The organism is Paenibacillus sp. J31R30 (assembly GCF_059692115.1).
The window spans coordinates 16,260-30,126 of record NZ_JCAUAV010000020.1; the positions used below are offsets into that span (position 1 = coordinate 16,260).

13 protein-coding genes are annotated in these 13,867 nt (G+C 47.7%); 6 read left to right on the plus strand and 7 right to left on the minus strand.

What is annotated here, in order from left to right; translation table 11 throughout:
- Positions 1–175: 175 nt before the first annotated feature.
- From AC58QO_RS31760 to AC58QO_RS31775, 4 genes are all read left to right on the plus strand, one after another.
- Positions 176–1,798 (plus strand): sensor domain-containing diguanylate cyclase, encoded by a 1,623-nt coding sequence (locus AC58QO_RS31760; protein ID WP_497272674.1) that lies wholly within the window; start codon positions 176–178, stop codon positions 1,796–1,798.
- Between the two features lie 21 nt (positions 1,799–1,819).
- Positions 1,820–2,503 carry an NAD(P)H-binding protein gene (locus tag AC58QO_RS31765; protein ID WP_497272676.1) on the plus strand — a complete coding sequence of 228 codons (684 nt, stop codon included), beginning with the start codon at positions 1,820–1,822 and terminating at the stop codon, positions 2,501–2,503.
- Positions 2,504–2,561: 58 nt separating this feature from the next.
- Positions 2,562–2,855, plus strand: a complete 294-nt coding sequence (locus tag AC58QO_RS31770; RefSeq protein ID WP_497272678.1) for a Dabb family protein — start codon at positions 2,562–2,564, stop codon at positions 2,853–2,855.
- An 89-nt stretch (positions 2,856–2,944) separates the two neighbouring features.
- Positions 2,945–4,519, plus strand: coding sequence for a choice-of-anchor I domain-containing protein (locus tag AC58QO_RS31775; RefSeq protein WP_497272680.1), 1,575 nt, complete (start codon positions 2,945–2,947; stop codon positions 4,517–4,519).
- Positions 4,520–4,619: 100 nt separating this feature from the next.
- Here AC58QO_RS31775 and AC58QO_RS31780 read toward each other — a convergent pair whose 3' ends face one another.
- The gene (locus AC58QO_RS31780) at positions 4,620–5,477 is read right to left on the minus strand and encodes an AraC family transcriptional regulator (RefSeq protein ID WP_497272682.1); all 858 of its coding nucleotides are present in this window, start codon (positions 5,475–5,477) and stop codon (positions 4,620–4,622) included.
- A 147-nt stretch (positions 5,478–5,624) separates the two neighbouring features.
- Here AC58QO_RS31780 and AC58QO_RS31785 point away from each other — a divergent pair, with 147 nt between their 5' ends.
- The gene (locus tag AC58QO_RS31785; protein ID WP_497272684.1) at positions 5,625–6,923 is read left to right on the plus strand and encodes an alpha-glucosidase/alpha-galactosidase; all 1,299 of its coding nucleotides are present in this window, start codon (positions 5,625–5,627) and stop codon (positions 6,921–6,923) included.
- Between the two features lie 217 nt (positions 6,924–7,140).
- Here the strand turns inward: AC58QO_RS31785 and AC58QO_RS31790 are convergent, their stop codons facing one another.
- The 6 genes from AC58QO_RS31790 to AC58QO_RS31815 form a co-directional block, all read right to left on the minus strand.
- Positions 7,141–7,458 carry a dehydrogenase gene (locus AC58QO_RS31790; protein ID WP_497272686.1) on the minus strand — a complete coding sequence of 106 codons (318 nt, stop codon included), beginning with the start codon at positions 7,456–7,458 and terminating at the stop codon, positions 7,141–7,143.
- Positions 7,459–7,529: 71 nt separating this feature from the next.
- Positions 7,530–9,734, minus strand: coding sequence for an MMPL family transporter (locus tag AC58QO_RS31795; protein ID WP_497272688.1), 2,205 nt, complete (start codon positions 9,732–9,734; stop codon positions 7,530–7,532).
- 74 nt (positions 9,735–9,808) lie between these two features.
- Positions 9,809–11,188 (minus strand): sensor histidine kinase, encoded by a 1,380-nt coding sequence (locus AC58QO_RS31800; protein WP_497272690.1) that lies wholly within the window; start codon positions 11,186–11,188, stop codon positions 9,809–9,811.
- On the minus strand, positions 11,185–11,865 hold the full coding sequence (locus tag AC58QO_RS31805) for a response regulator transcription factor (RefSeq protein ID WP_497272692.1): 681 nt from the start codon (positions 11,863–11,865) through the stop codon (positions 11,185–11,187). Before AC58QO_RS31805 ends, AC58QO_RS31800 begins: the two co-directional genes overlap by 4 nt.
- Positions 11,866–12,013: 148 nt before the next feature.
- Positions 12,014–12,460 carry a cupredoxin domain-containing protein gene (locus tag AC58QO_RS31810; RefSeq protein WP_497272694.1) on the minus strand — a complete coding sequence of 149 codons (447 nt, stop codon included), beginning with the start codon at positions 12,458–12,460 and terminating at the stop codon, positions 12,014–12,016.
- Positions 12,461–12,535: 75 nt separating this feature from the next.
- Complete coding sequence (locus AC58QO_RS31815) at positions 12,536–12,835, minus strand: HPP family protein (RefSeq protein WP_497272696.1); 300 nt, start codon at positions 12,833–12,835, stop codon at positions 12,536–12,538.
- 114 nt (positions 12,836–12,949) lie between these two features.
- Between AC58QO_RS31815 and AC58QO_RS31820 the strand changes: the two genes are divergently transcribed.
- On the plus strand, positions 12,950–13,864 hold the full coding sequence (locus tag AC58QO_RS31820) for a LysR family transcriptional regulator (protein ID WP_497272698.1): 915 nt from the start codon (positions 12,950–12,952) through the stop codon (positions 13,862–13,864).
- The last annotated feature ends 3 nt before the right edge of the window (positions 13,865–13,867 follow it).

Genomic DNA, 13,867 nt, shown 5'->3' on the forward strand with positions numbered 1-13,867 from the left:
GTTAACTACCTCTTTTCTACTTACCAAATAGCATAAGCGAAAGGGTCCAACTTTTCAAACCAACGAATTTACGAAATATTCGCGTGTTTATGCCGGAAATCGACGGTATCTGTCTATTTTTGTCTGAATATAGAGTATACTGGATATATATAGAAATAAGAGGGGGGAAACCTCGATGGGGCCTATGTTTTCTCTTTTTTCCAATCATACGATTAAAACAAGGCTTCAACTCTGGATAAGCGCAATCATTTTGTTGTTAGCATTTTCGATCATTGTTCCTTTTTATTTCATTGAGAAGGGAAATCGGTTAGAAGAATCAGGCGTCCAACTCAAACAAATGATTACCTTGCAGAGCTTATATATCGAACGCTGGAATCAAGAAAAGTTGGATGCGATTAAACGGTTCGCGCTCTCCGATAATGCGAAATTTCATAGGATTGGCGATTTGAAGCGGGAGTTTCAAGATTATGCGAAGGTGAATTCGGAGTTTTATTCCATAACCTTTGTTGAACCGGATGGCTATATTCGCACAGAAACGAGCCAGATCTATGTGGGAGATCGTCAGTACTTCCTTCGGGGGAAGGAAAAGAAAGACTACGTCTCTGGTGTCGTGATGTCCAAAGAAAATGGGGTGCCTGTCATTACGTTCTCATCTCCTGTCACTGGCGATCATAATGACTTCAAAGGGATCGTGCTCGGCATCATCACGCTGGACATGTTGAATAAGTTGATGGCACAGCTAAGCTTCGGGGAAACCGGTGAAGTCTATGTGCTGGATGGGCAAGGTAATATTGTTACTGCCTCCAAGCATGCTGAGAATCGTGCGATTACACAGGGGATTACGTCGGACATTTATCAACGTTCTTTGACGAATAGTAAAGATCAGAGTGCGTATATTGGTTTCCGTGGTGAGCGTGTTTATGGTCAATACAGATGGTCTCAAGAGAAAAGTTGGCTTGTCGTTGGCGAGATTACACAGAAAGAAATTTTCCAAAAGCTCAATGAATTAAGCATGACGTTTATTTTCATTTCCTTCATTGCACTACTTCTCAGTATTGCGGCTGCCGTAATAACGGCTTCCAAAATCGAGAGGCCAATTCGATATTTGCTGCGGGCCACGAAGATCATTCAGAAGGGGAACTACGATTACCAGATTGATGCGGACAAAATAAGAAAAGCTCCCGTGGAGCTCCGTCAATTAGTAACCACGTTTAATCTGATGTCCGATCGGCTGAAGTCGAATATTTCGCTTCTAGAGCATTCGGCTTGGATGGATCAACTGACAGAAATACATAATCGACGATACATGATGCTGGAAGGAAATAAGCAATTGCAGACGTGTATTTTCTCCGGCCAGACATGCTCCGTCTTGATGATGGATATTGATCATTTTAAGAAAATTAATGATACGTATGGTCACTTGGTCGGTGATGGCGTTCTTCATCATGTTGCAAGTCTTTTGAAGCGGTTTGCGGGGGAAGACGCGATTGTTGCGAGGTATGGCGGCGAAGAATTTACTCTATTGCTGTTGAGGAAAGATGCGAAAGAGAGTGTCAGATTAGCCGAGGAATTGAGAGAGCTTTTAATTGCGGAGCCGTACAACAGAGATGACCTTACGGTCAAAATCACAGCGAGCATCGGTGTTGCGGAATATTCCCCGACATTAGAATACGGAACGATGGTGCTGGAGGACATGGTTTCTCGAGCAGATCATGCCCTGTATCGGGCGAAGTCTGGTGGAAGGAATCGTGTTGAAGTGGATATCAAATGGTCGTATGATGAAGAAGATCATGTGTAAACTTGAAGTGGGAGGCGTGCTATGAAAGGGAGAACAGCGATTGTTGCGGGAGGAACTGGCTTAGTTGGACAGGAGCTGCTTAAACAGCTAGTGAACGATCCAGACTATGACAAGATTATTGCATTAGTTCGTAAGAAGTTAGACGTGGAGCAGCTTCGCGGGCATGGGAAGCTGGAGCAGCGGGTTATCGATTTTGGTAAGCTGAGTGAGAGTTTGAAAGCTTCAGAGATCGCACATGCGCATGTATTCTGCACGCTAGGAACGACGATTAAAAAGGCAGGCTCCAAGCAGCAATTCCGTAGAGTTGATCGAGACTATCCCTTACTTCTTGCTGAAGTAGCAAGTAAGGCACAGGCCAATGCGTTCGCAATTGTGACTGCCATGGGGGCAGACCGCAATTCCTCCTTTTTCTATAATCAAGTGAAGGGGGAGGTCGAAGACAAGCTGCGAGGGATGAGGCTTCGTGCTTTGTACTTGCTGCGGCCTTCTCTGATCCTAGGTAACCGTGGGGAGTTTCGACTAGGTGAGAAGCTGGGCAGTATCATGTCGCGAGCCATAGCTCCGCTGATGACGGGACGTCTACGGAAATATCGCCCCATTCAAGCGAGCACCATTGCAACGGGCTTAATTCGAGCGGCGAAGTCGGGGAAATTAGGGGTTCAGGTTCTGAACTCTGATCGGATTGCGTCGATAGCTGGTAAGTGATAAGATTAGTGTCGTTTATCATTTATACTCTAAATCATATAGAAAGAAGGTTCACACCATGATTGATCATATTGTCCTTGTTAAATTTGGTGAAACAACAACTCAGGAGCAGCTTCAAGAGGTCGTTGACCGTTTTAAAGCGCTGCGTGCTCATCTGACAGGTATCGTGGATATTCAAGCGGGTCTTAACTTCTCTGAAAAGAATCAAGGCTTTCAAGTGGTACTTTCCGTGCGTTTTGAAGATCGCGCTGCGCTAGCTGCTTATGGTCCTAACCCTGAGCATCAAGCGGTTGCTGCATATATTCGTGAGGTAGGCCGTGTGGATAGCTTGATTGTGGATATTGAGATTTAGTCATTTACATAATCTTTATATTAAAAAAGGATGAAATTAACAATACTCCTCTATGCTGAAAGAGCATATTTCCAAATAGAGGAGTGTTTGTGTTGAAAAAAAGGATGAAAACAGTAGTTGGCGGGGCTATGGCAAGCTTATTGATCGTAGCTGGATTAGTTCCAGCTTACGCGTTAGCAGCAGAAACAACAGATCTTCCTTTACGCACGACGATTGAAAGTATGGAAGGCAAAGTAACCTGGAATGAAAAGGATCGTTCGATCGAAATTCAAGTTGGCGGTGTACAAGCACTCGTGAAATTGGACTCCACAGAGGCTACTTTTCAAGGGAAGTCCATTCAACTGGATAAAAAGCCATATCTCCTCGAGAGTAATGCACAACTAAGTAAAGCTACTTTCAAGACAATACAGGATGAAGTTATCAAAAATCAAAATAAAACAGGGTTGGAGTTGCTTGCAACCTACCAAATGCCGAATAAAAAGGCAGAAATTTCTGCATCGACGCTTGATGGTAAAACGGTCATCGTCACAGAAGCAGACTTGGGCAGCATTTCACTGGTATCGATTGAAAACCTCGCTGCCATATCGGTTAAAAAAGTGATTAGTTTCTTGGATCTTTCCAAAGAGGCTGAAGTGACTAGTGTTGTCGTTACACCAGATGGCAAGTATGTGCTTGTAGGTGTTCGAGCAGGCGACAATGTAGATGTAGCGAACAAAGGTTACCTTGCTGTAGTCGACATTGCGAAGCAAGAGACAGTTAAAACGTATGAAATTGGCGTAGGACCTGATTCCGTAACCATTTCCAGTGACGGTAAGTATGCTGTGGTGTGTAATGAGGATGAAGAGATCAATCCTGCAACAGCTGAAATTGATATGAAAACAGTCAAGCGTCCTGGCTCCATCTCGATCATTGAATTCCCGAATGGAGATGTCTTGAAAGGCGTACATACGGAGTTGAAAATTGATTTAACTCAAGTTAGTGGAGGGGTTACTTATCCTAATGATCCACAACCTGAATATGTCGCTATTAGCCCGGACAGCTTGAAGGCAGCAATTACACTTCAAGAGAATAATGCCATTGCTATCGTAGACTTAGCTTCTAAGAAAATAGACAAGATGTTCGGTCTAGGGGTAACGAAGCATAAAGCTGATTTGAAGAGCAACGGTGTGACTTCCATCACCGAAGATATGACAGCCCGCCCTGAAGCAGATGGCATTGTTTGGTCCTTAGATGGCAAATATGTGATCACTGCCAACGAAGGTGATTTAGGTAAGGATGAGTTTAAGGACGGTGTTAAAGCAGGCGGACGTAATATCATGGTGTGGGACCAGCAGGGGAAAGCGGTCTATGACAGCATGGATCTCATTGATAAAAAGGCAGCTCAAACTGGCTTGTATCCGGATAGCAGAAGTGCTAACAAAGGCAGTGAAGTGGAGAACTTAACAATTGGACTTATCAATGGTAAGCCGCTTCTAGCTGTAGCTTCTGAACGAGCTAATGCGATCTTGTTCTTTGATGTGACTGATGTTACCAAACCGAATTATTTGGGTCTACTGCCATCTGGCGGTGAATCACCAGAAGGTATCCATAAAGTGAACGGTAAGAATATATTTGTTAGTTCAGATGAGGTATCAGGTACGCTTAGTTTCTATGGCATTAAGTAATACGTATTGTGCAGTGACCTAATCATTTGAAAAGAAGAGCCTATTGCCAAGATGTTTGGCGGTAGGCTCTTTGACATTAGTGGAGCGGATGTTCATCCATTTAAGTGCTTCTGAATTCCTTTCGATACACGGAAGGAGCAGAGCCACTCCATTTGTGAAACTGCTTGGAGAAGTAGAGTGCATCATTGAAGCCGACGGAAGAGGCCACTTGATCGATCGTCATGGCTGTCTGTAGCAACTGTTTGGCACGTTCCATGCGGATGTTAAATAAGTACTGCATTGGTGATAATCCGGTGGATTGTTTGAACATTTTGCACAAATAGGTACGGTGATAGCCCAGACTGCGAGCGAGATGCTCGATCGAAACTGCTTGGGTGTACTGTAGCTCTAAGTAGCGGATGGCTTGTCCAATTTGACGTTTAATATCGGTTTCGGCTGTAGGTTTAATGGAGATATGGTGAGCATTCACACGTCCAAGCTCACGAAGAAGCAGGCGCAGCCAGCCCTCGGCTTCCAGCTCCTCTAACTGTGGAAAAGCGGTTTGGCTAAAGGAGGAGCGGATATGGCGATAGTAGTGCCGAATGGTACGTGGCTGACTGCCATACACCACAGCTTGCTCAGGTGAGACGCCAATTTGTGCCAGCGTGGTGCCTGCAGCGCGCCCTGTAAAGGCGACCCAGGTATAATGCCAAGGCGTTTCGGCATCAGCGGTATATGTGAACAGCTCGCCTGGATAAATGATGAATGTATCCCCAGCCTTGCAGGAGTAAGTTCGTCCGCACATTTCAAAGGTGCCTGTTCCGGCATGTACCGTATGGATCAAGAAATAATCATGAACAGCGGGCCCCATTCGATGAAGCGGGTTAGGCTTGCCTTCACCACTGAAAAGGACAGATAAGTCAAGATTACTGTGAAGCGGGTTAATACTTACTGCGAAGTAGGTGTGATCCGGATTCATAAGAGCCTCGTTATGTTTTTTGTTTTGAGCGTACCCTATTAAACTACAAATGTCCATATTGGAGTTGTTTCAATCCATATTTTTCAAACCGAGCTTGCGCTATAGTAAGGATATGTTAATAGATGAACAATTGGAGGAGATTCTCACATGTCCAAAATTACTTTTTTAGGTGCAGGAAGCACGGTTTTTGCGAAAAATGTACTTGGTGATTGTTTGCTCACACCCGCGCTGCAAGGCTTTGAAATCGCTCTCTTTGATATTGATCATGAACGGCTGCAAGATTCAGCGAATATGCTGAACAACATCAAGAAAACAAGTGGAAGTACCTCCATTATTAAAGCGTATACAGACCGTAAAGAAGCATTGAGCGGTGCCAAATATGTGGTGAATGCGATCCAAGTAGGTGGCTATGATCCATGTACGATTACGGATTTTGAAATACCGAAGAAGTACGGATTGCGTCAAACGATTGCAGATACAGTTGGGATTGGCGGTATTTTCAGAAATTTGAGAACGATCCCTGTTATGCTGGATTTTGCTGCAGATGTGCGCGAGGTTTGTCCAGATGCCCTGTTCCTGAACTACACGAATCCAATGGCAGTTCTGACCAATGTAATGAACACGTATGGCGGTGTGCGTACTGTTGGATTATGTCACAGCGTGCAAGCCTGTGTGCCGGAGTTGTTTAAACACTTAGAGATGGATCAAACGGGGGTCAAAGCCAAAATTGCTGGTATTAATCATATGGCTTGGCTGCTCGAAGTGTCCAAAGACGGCGTCGATCTGTATCCTGAGATTAAGCGTCGTGCTGCTGAGAAACAAAAAGAAAAGCATAATGATATGGTTCGTTACGAAATGATGCTTAAATTCGGCCATTATATTACGGAATCCTCTGAGCATAATGCCGAGTACCATCCGTATTTCATCAAGCGGAATTACCCAGAGCTCGTGGATCGTTTTAACATTCCACTCGATGAGTACCCACGTCGCTGTATCGGTCAGATTAGCAGATGGAAGCAAATGCGTGAGGATCTCGTGAACGATGCGAGTCTGACACATGTGCGTTCGCATGAGTATGCTTCCTACATTTTCGAGGCGATCGAGACCGATGTTCCGTTCAAAATCGGCGGCAACGTCATGAACACCGGCTTGATCACGAACTTACCGCGCGAAGCGTGTGTAGAAGTGACTTGTTTGGTTGATCGCAACGGCGTTACTCCTACGTACGTAGGGGATCTGCCTCCACAGCTGGCGGCGCTGAACCGCACGAACATCAACACGCAGCTGTTGACGATAGAAGCAGCAATTACCGGTAAGCGTGAGCACATTTATCACGCGGCGATGCTGGATCCGCACACTTCAGCTGAGCTGTCGATGGATGATATCATCGCGATGTGTGATGAGTTGATAGAAGCGCATGGCAAGTGGCTGCCGGAGTATCACTAAGAATGGGTCGTGGGGATGGATGTCCCCGCGGCCTTTTGTTTTAGGGGCAGCGAGGCTTACCTTTGTCTACTGCTGGAGATAGTCGATAAAATCGACTATCTCGCAAGCAGAAGTGGCCTTGGAGCTAGAATAAGTTGATTTTTCTATTTAGACGTACAACAAAAAGAGCGGTAGTAGACCGCTCTTTTTGTTCTGTTTTAATCGTATCGCATGACCACTACCCGCCAAATGCGTCGCGAAACGCCTCATTTAAGCTTGCCAGCTCGACGTTCCATATAGGTGCAACCTCGGGCGCGACATGTTCGCCGAACCAGTCTGCGAGCAATCGACGGTTACTGCCATTCTCGACGATAAAGGGGAGATTCAGCATGACTTTTTTAACATAAATGGTTTCGGCAGACTTAATCTGCTCGGGGGTGAGCCATATTTTTAACCGCTTAATGGTCCGATATAGCTCCTTGTTGCATGCTCTCCGAATGGCACGAGCGTTGGGGAGTTGCTGTTTATGTCGTTCACTTTGTTTCTGATACACCATACAGGGATCGACGCTCCTCTCTCTGTTATGTGTATGCACAGAGGTGGAGGAGAGCGACTAGGGACAAGAACCTATTGCGCCCAAGTTCGTTGAGCATGCTTCGCCTTCGCCTCACGCGGCCCTATATTGGTCATCAGCGCCGGAAGCAGCATACCACGAACGAGGAAGGTATCGATGAGGATGCCTGCCGCCATCGCGAACCCAAATAACAGGAGCTCCTGCAAAGGCTGCGTCATTAAGACACAGAAGGTCGCCGCCAGCACAATACCAGCTGAAGAAATGACACCGCCGGTTAACGCCGCGCCACGCTGCACGGCTGCTCGCCAAGGATGACGCCGCGCTTCCTCTCGCACCCGAGAGACCAAAATAATGTTATAGTCCACGCCTAACGAGATGAGGAAGATAAAGGTGTACACAGGTAGTCGGTAGCTGAAGGCATCGTGTCCAAATCCGAAATGAAACACACTCCACACAATGCCCATCGTAGCCGCGTAGGACAGCAGCATGGTGGCCATCATGGTGAGCGCCAATCGAATGGAGCGAGTCTGCCAAATCAGCATAAAGGTAATCAATAACGTAATGAGTGAGAAAATAACCAACGTATCCCGTTTATTCATGGTACGGACATCAAGCTGCTCCGCCGTTTGGCCTGCGTAATGCAGGGTATACTTGCCAGGCTCGAAGCCACTCTGCCCAAGCATGGCATCGCTATCCTTGCGTAAGCCAGAGATTACCTCTAGCGCAGCTTGATCATAGGGATTCATGTTCAGAATCAGCTGAAGTTTCAGCGCATGCTTAGGTACATCGGCATTCCCAGGAATTAACTGAGCTTGATTGAGCCCCGACGTAAGCGAACTAATCCCCTCATGCTCCCGGATAAGTCCGGTTAGTTTATCCATTTTGCTAATAAGAGCCTCATCCCAAACGATTTCCTCCTTCGACTCCAAAAGAACAGTGACTGGCGCTAATTGCCCAGGAGGAAACTGCGCCTCCAACGTGTCAAAGCCTTGTCTAGAAGAAATATCGCTAGGAAAGGATTTCATAAGATTAAACGAGTAGCGCATGCCTAGTGTAGATAACGCAGGTGCCGCCAGAACGATAATGAGAACAAGAGCAGTTATCCGTGGCTTTGAGGTAACGCGAGTACTTACCCATGCCCAAAAGCCGTGAGGTTCCTCTTCCAGATGTCCCACATCCGTACGTGGAATAAAAGGCCAGAAAGCTCTCCGCCCAATCAAGGCAAACATTGCTGGAATTAACGTCAGTCCGCCGAGCAAAATAACCACCATCGCGATGGAGAAGACAGGGGCAAAGTTATGATAGGGCTTGAATACAGCAGCGAATAACGTGAGCATGGCAATTAGCACGGTGCCGCCGCTGAAGAAAATCGGTTCAGCCACATTGGAGAAGGCCTTCGCCATCGCATCGTATTTGGAATCGGTTGTCCGTAAGGCGGAACGATATCGCGCAATGATAAATAAGCAGTAATCTGTCAACACGGCAAAAAGCAAGATCATCATGATGGAGAGGGACTGCTTCTCGACGAAAATCCAGCCCATTTTGCCTGCTAAGCCTATGACTCTATCGACAACTGCATACACCATGCCTGCGATAACCAAGGGTATCAAAGCCAACAGCGGTGATCGGTATATGATGATTAAAATGATGAGAATGATACCAAGTGTGGCGAGCATCAATACAAAATCAGCTTTTTTGAAGAGCATAATGGTATCGGATGAGATGCCCGCGGGACCTGTGATGTCAAGCTGCATTGCCCCCAAACCTTGCTGCTCGGACATATGACGAATCTGTTCAAGTGTATCGTAGACAGGACCAGATGCCAGATCCTTTTGGAGGGAGACAGTTAACAAGAGCGTTGTACGATCTGCGGAAAATAAGAGCTCTTGCTGCGCCGCGGGCATTTGATGAAAAGGAAGAGAACGTGTGACGTAGGGCGGCTTCTGATCAGAAGACAGCCACGCACTGATGCTAGTTATAGCGCCACGTTCAGCATCCGTGATAGGGTGCTCGGAATGGAACACGAGGATGGCAGTTAAGCCGTCCGGGGAAGGATAGGCCTCTTGTAATAACTGTTTAGCTTCTTCAGATAATGTATGGCCAGCTAGGCTGCCTTCACCGCCGCTTTGGGCGACTTCTTTGGAAGATGGCGCAAATGCGCTTAATAAAAGGATGGCAGCAAGCCAGCTGATGAGTACGATTTTGACACCTTTGGAACTGCTTACGAACTGGGCAAGACGTGATAAAACATGTTTCATGGCAGGTTCATTCCCCTCTCCTAAATCTACTTCAAATAGTAGGAGAGGAATATGAACGGATGATGAATGCAAGATTACATTCGGGGCAGGTCAATAGTGAAGGTCGTTCCTTTACCTAACTCACTCTGTACATGAATGCTGCCGCCGTGCAGCTCAATGATTTTCTGAACAATCGATAAACCAAGGCCCGTGCCCGCACTGGCGCGGTTTCGGGAGCGATCCGCTTTGTAGAAGCGGGTGAAAATATGAGGCAGCTCCGCCTCTGACATACCAATCCCTGTGTCGCTCACCACGACGGTGACCCCTGTCTCTGAAGACCGAATCGCAATGTGTAAAGCGTCATGAGGACGAGCGTATTTGATGCCATTCGTAATAAGGTTAAGCCAAACCTGATGCATTAATTGATTATCGGCCGAGACATCGGTTTCCGGTAGATCTAGTTCAATCGCTAACTCCTTTTCCGACCATTGCCACTCTGTATGAATGAGAATTTGGCGGATTTGTTCATCCAACCGGTACACAGTACGCTTAACTACATGACTTTCTTTATCTAAGGAGGCTAGCGTTAGGAGCTGTTTGCTGAGGGAGGACAATCGTTTACTTTCATCTAAAATGATATGAAGATAGCGCTCCTTCTCCTCCTCGGAGGTCGTCTGATCTAGTATAGATTGGGCGAAGCCCTGAATCGAGGTTAACGGAGACTGGATTTCATGTGAGACATTGCCCACGAATTCCTGCCGCATATCTTCTACCTGTTTGAGCGATTGCGCCATGTAGGTGAAATCTCGCGCAAGCTCCCCAATTTCATCTTGGCGGGAAACGTCCATCGTCATTTCGTAGCTGCCGCCAACGATCCGCCTTGTGGCTTCTCGTAATCTTTTGACCGGCTTCACGATGAATTGAGAGAAAATAATGATAAGGACGATGCTGAACAGGAAGGTAAGTCCGAGCAGAAAGGCCATCAGCACGCGCACGCCGCCGATCTGCTGTTCCAGATTAGGCCGAACAAATAAGGCATACGTTGTCCCCTGCACCTGAACAGGAACACCGATACTGTTGCGCAGGCTATTTTCAAAATAACCGATCACCATCAGAAGATGACGCTCCTGCAGCATCCCACGGTACGTTTCTCCTGCTAAAACACGATGAATCTGCTCCGGATCGAACTGCGTATGTTTATACGGCGTTCCATAGAAGGTCCCCGCCATCTGTTCATTCACGACATAAAGCTGGAACCCCATATTGGCAATATGGGTGAAATACGTGGCAGGTTCCACTGCCGGCATTTCTTCATAAAGAGAACGGATTTCCGTCGTGATTTTCCAGACTTGTTCCTCGTTCTGATCCCTTAATTTCGTAAGATAATACCAATTCGAAAGAAAGAGTGCGAGCACAGAGCTGACCATCGCGATGAGAATAAACGTAACAACGATGCGAAAATATAATGTTTTCACCCTTCCGTCACCTCAAGTTTGTAACCAAGTCCTCTCACCGTCGTAATCATAAAGTCACTTGTTTTCTCATAAAAACGCTCCCGCAGTCGCTTGATATGCACATCGATGGTTCGGCTGTCACCCTCATAGTCCGTGCCCCACAGCATTTGAATCAGTTGCTCACGCGTGAAAATGCGTCCCGGATGACTCGCTAATTGGGCGAGCAGCTGAAATTCTTTGAGAGGCAGCAGCAACGTTTCACCTGCGATCGTGACTTCATAGCTTTTGCGATTGATGACAGTTTGACCCAATGTAATCATTTCCGAGGAAACTAGCTGGTAACGCCGCAATAATGCTCGTGTTCGGAAGAGCAGTTCCTTAGGCTCGAATGGCTTTACCACGTAATCATCGGTGCCGGAGGCAAAGCCGCGCTCTTTATCTTCAATCTCACCTTTGGCCGTCACAAGAAGAACAGGAATATCGTAGTGCTCGCGGATTTCCGCGCATAGCTCCAAGCCGTCACGCAGCGGCATCATGACATCGACAACGGCGAGATGGATTTGTTCGGTTTCCAGCAGTCTGGAAGCTTGTTCACCGTCACTTGCTTCAAAGACAGAATACCCTTCTTTGGAAAAAAGGAAGCGCATCAGCTCGCGAATATGGGCATCGTCATCGGCGACGAGGATATGTGTTTTCATAGGGGAAGCACCTTTTTCTTTGGGAATCAATTGAGCTTGGCATCAGTGTAAACGAAAAAAAACCTTAATGCCACTTCTGGTATCGAGCCGCCTGATGATGACGATTCGAAGAGCAGAAGGAAGCTTAAGGTTTCGCTGGAGAGGCCTTCTAATAGACCTCGATATAGCCGATCATCGGACCATTATGGGCCATATCGGTATGCGTCATACAGATGAGGCGATACGTCCCCGCTTGGTTGGCGGTAAAATGAACGATGGTTTCTTTGCCTTTCTTCACTTCACCGGAGATATTGAGCCCCTCTATGAGAAAGGGATGACTCTCGCCGTTGACGCCATAGATGCTGAGCTTAATATGTTCGCCTTTCCTCACATTGACGGAGCCGGGGTCCCAGCGATAGGCTTCGATGGTTTTACCATCAGCCGTAGTGGATTTGAACTCCCCAACAACCATATGAATGGTACGTTCGGACGTGGGTTCGGCGAAGGTTGGCAGGATACTTGCTCGATTCACATACAGCCATCCAATGAGAAGGAGTAGAAGTGCGGCTGCTAGCTGCACGACATGCTTTCGTTTGACAATCCATACTCGGGACATAGGGTCCGCCTCCTGTACAAGGGTCTTGTACATCTTATGCGGGGGCTTGTCAGCGCATGAATCGGAATTGTACTCCTACCACCAGGCGGTAGGGTAGGAGGTGCGTGTTGCCCGGTGATACCCGTAGGCAACGCCGAACGCGTTGAGGGCGCAGAGCCCGACGAGCGTGCTCAGCACGTGGCCGCCGATGAGGCTGCGGGGCTGGGCGAGCGGGCTCTGCGGGAGCGCGAAGGCGATGACGCAGGAGGCGCCGAAGGGGGCCATCAGCAGCGAGGTGCGGGCGAGGTCGCCGAGCAGGCTGCACAGCAGGATGGCGATGAAGCCGCCGATGCCAGGAATCAGTTTGAGGGAGAGCGGCCGAAGTCGAGTGAACATGGGGTGTGCCTCTTTTCATTGTGATATCCCTGATGGTATCATGAGATTAAATATTTGAATAACGAATGATTTCGATATTTGGTATTCGATAATTCGATGGGTGGTGCGTTAGTTATGCTAGAACAGCTGGATGGTCGAAGTATGAAAACCTTCGTTACAGTCATGGAGGAAAAGAGCTTCAGCAAAGCCGCTCAGAAGCTTGGCTATGTGCAATCCACGGTGACGATGCATATTCTCCAACTGGAGCAAACTTTGGGACAGTCTCTCTTTCAGCGGTTGCCGCGCGGGGTTGAATTGACGGCAGCTGGCCGAGAGGTGGCGCCGTATGCGTATCGCTTCCTGCAGTTGGGCGAATCTTTGCAAGAGAAGCTTACAGGTCTGCAGGAGCCCAAAGGCGTGGTGCGCCTGCGTGCGCTGGAATCGTTCTGCGTGCCGCATCTACCGAAGATGCTGCCAACGTTGTTCGAGCAATTTCCGCACATTCAGCTGCAGCTGGAAACGGGCTTTCAACGCGACATTATCCAGGAGGTATCGGCATACCGCGTGGATTTAGGCATCGTGCCGCGAGATCCGAAGGTGCGAAATCTTACTTTTATCCCGCTGCTAACGGATGAGTTGGTATGGGTAGGAGCTCCCGCCTTAGTGGAGCGCATCGAGCAGAAAGGCTGGGAAGCTATCGCACAGACGCAGGTCATCGGCTTCGGCAGCCGCTGTATCTACCAATCATTGGCTTCGCAGGTACTGATGACGGACAAAGGGCTTGCTACTTTTACAGAAATGGCCTTCGATAGCACGGAAATGCTCAAACAGACGATGATGTGCGGCATGGGGCTCTCTTTGCTGCCTGTCACCTCCGTGGAGAAGGAGCTTGACGCAGGTCATCTACTCCGAGTAAGTACGGAGCAGCCGATTCCGCTGGAACACGGGTTGATACACCGCGCCGGCAAAGAGCTCAGCGCACCTGTAGAGGCCTGCAAATCGCATATTGTTGCGTATTTTAACGATGAGTTGCATACAAGTAGTGGTTGAGAG

Excerpts from the sequence above, each read along its gene's own strand:
- AC58QO_RS31770 (WP_497272678.1), top strand. The coding sequence starts at position 2,562 with ATGATTGATCATATTGTCCTTGTTAAATTTGGTGAAACAACAACTCAG.
- AC58QO_RS31760 (WP_497272674.1), top strand. The coding sequence starts at position 176 with ATGGGGCCTATGTTTTCTCTTTTTTCCAATCATACGATTAAAACAAGG.
- AC58QO_RS31815 (WP_497272696.1), bottom strand. The coding sequence starts at position 12,835 with ATGTTCACTCGACTTCGGCCGCTCTCCCTCAAACTGATTCCTGGCATC.
- AC58QO_RS31790 (WP_497272686.1), bottom strand. The coding sequence starts at position 7,458 with ATGGTGTATCAGAAACAAAGTGAACGACATAAACAGCAACTCCCCAAC.
- AC58QO_RS31820 (WP_497272698.1), top strand. The coding sequence starts at position 12,950 with ATGCTAGAACAGCTGGATGGTCGAAGTATGAAAACCTTCGTTACAGTC.
- AC58QO_RS31795 (WP_497272688.1), bottom strand. The coding sequence starts at position 9,734 with ATGAAACATGTTTTATCACGTCTTGCCCAGTTCGTAAGCAGTTCCAAA.
- AC58QO_RS31765 (WP_497272676.1), top strand. The coding sequence starts at position 1,820 with ATGAAAGGGAGAACAGCGATTGTTGCGGGAGGAACTGGCTTAGTTGGA.
- AC58QO_RS31780 (WP_497272682.1), bottom strand. The coding sequence starts at position 5,477 with ATGAATCCGGATCACACCTACTTCGCAGTAAGTATTAACCCGCTTCAC.
- AC58QO_RS31810 (WP_497272694.1), bottom strand. The coding sequence starts at position 12,460 with ATGTCCCGAGTATGGATTGTCAAACGAAAGCATGTCGTGCAGCTAGCA.
- AC58QO_RS31805 (WP_497272692.1), bottom strand. The coding sequence starts at position 11,865 with ATGAAAACACATATCCTCGTCGCCGATGACGATGCCCATATTCGCGAG.
- AC58QO_RS31785 (WP_497272684.1), top strand. The coding sequence starts at position 5,625 with ATGTCCAAAATTACTTTTTTAGGTGCAGGAAGCACGGTTTTTGCGAAA.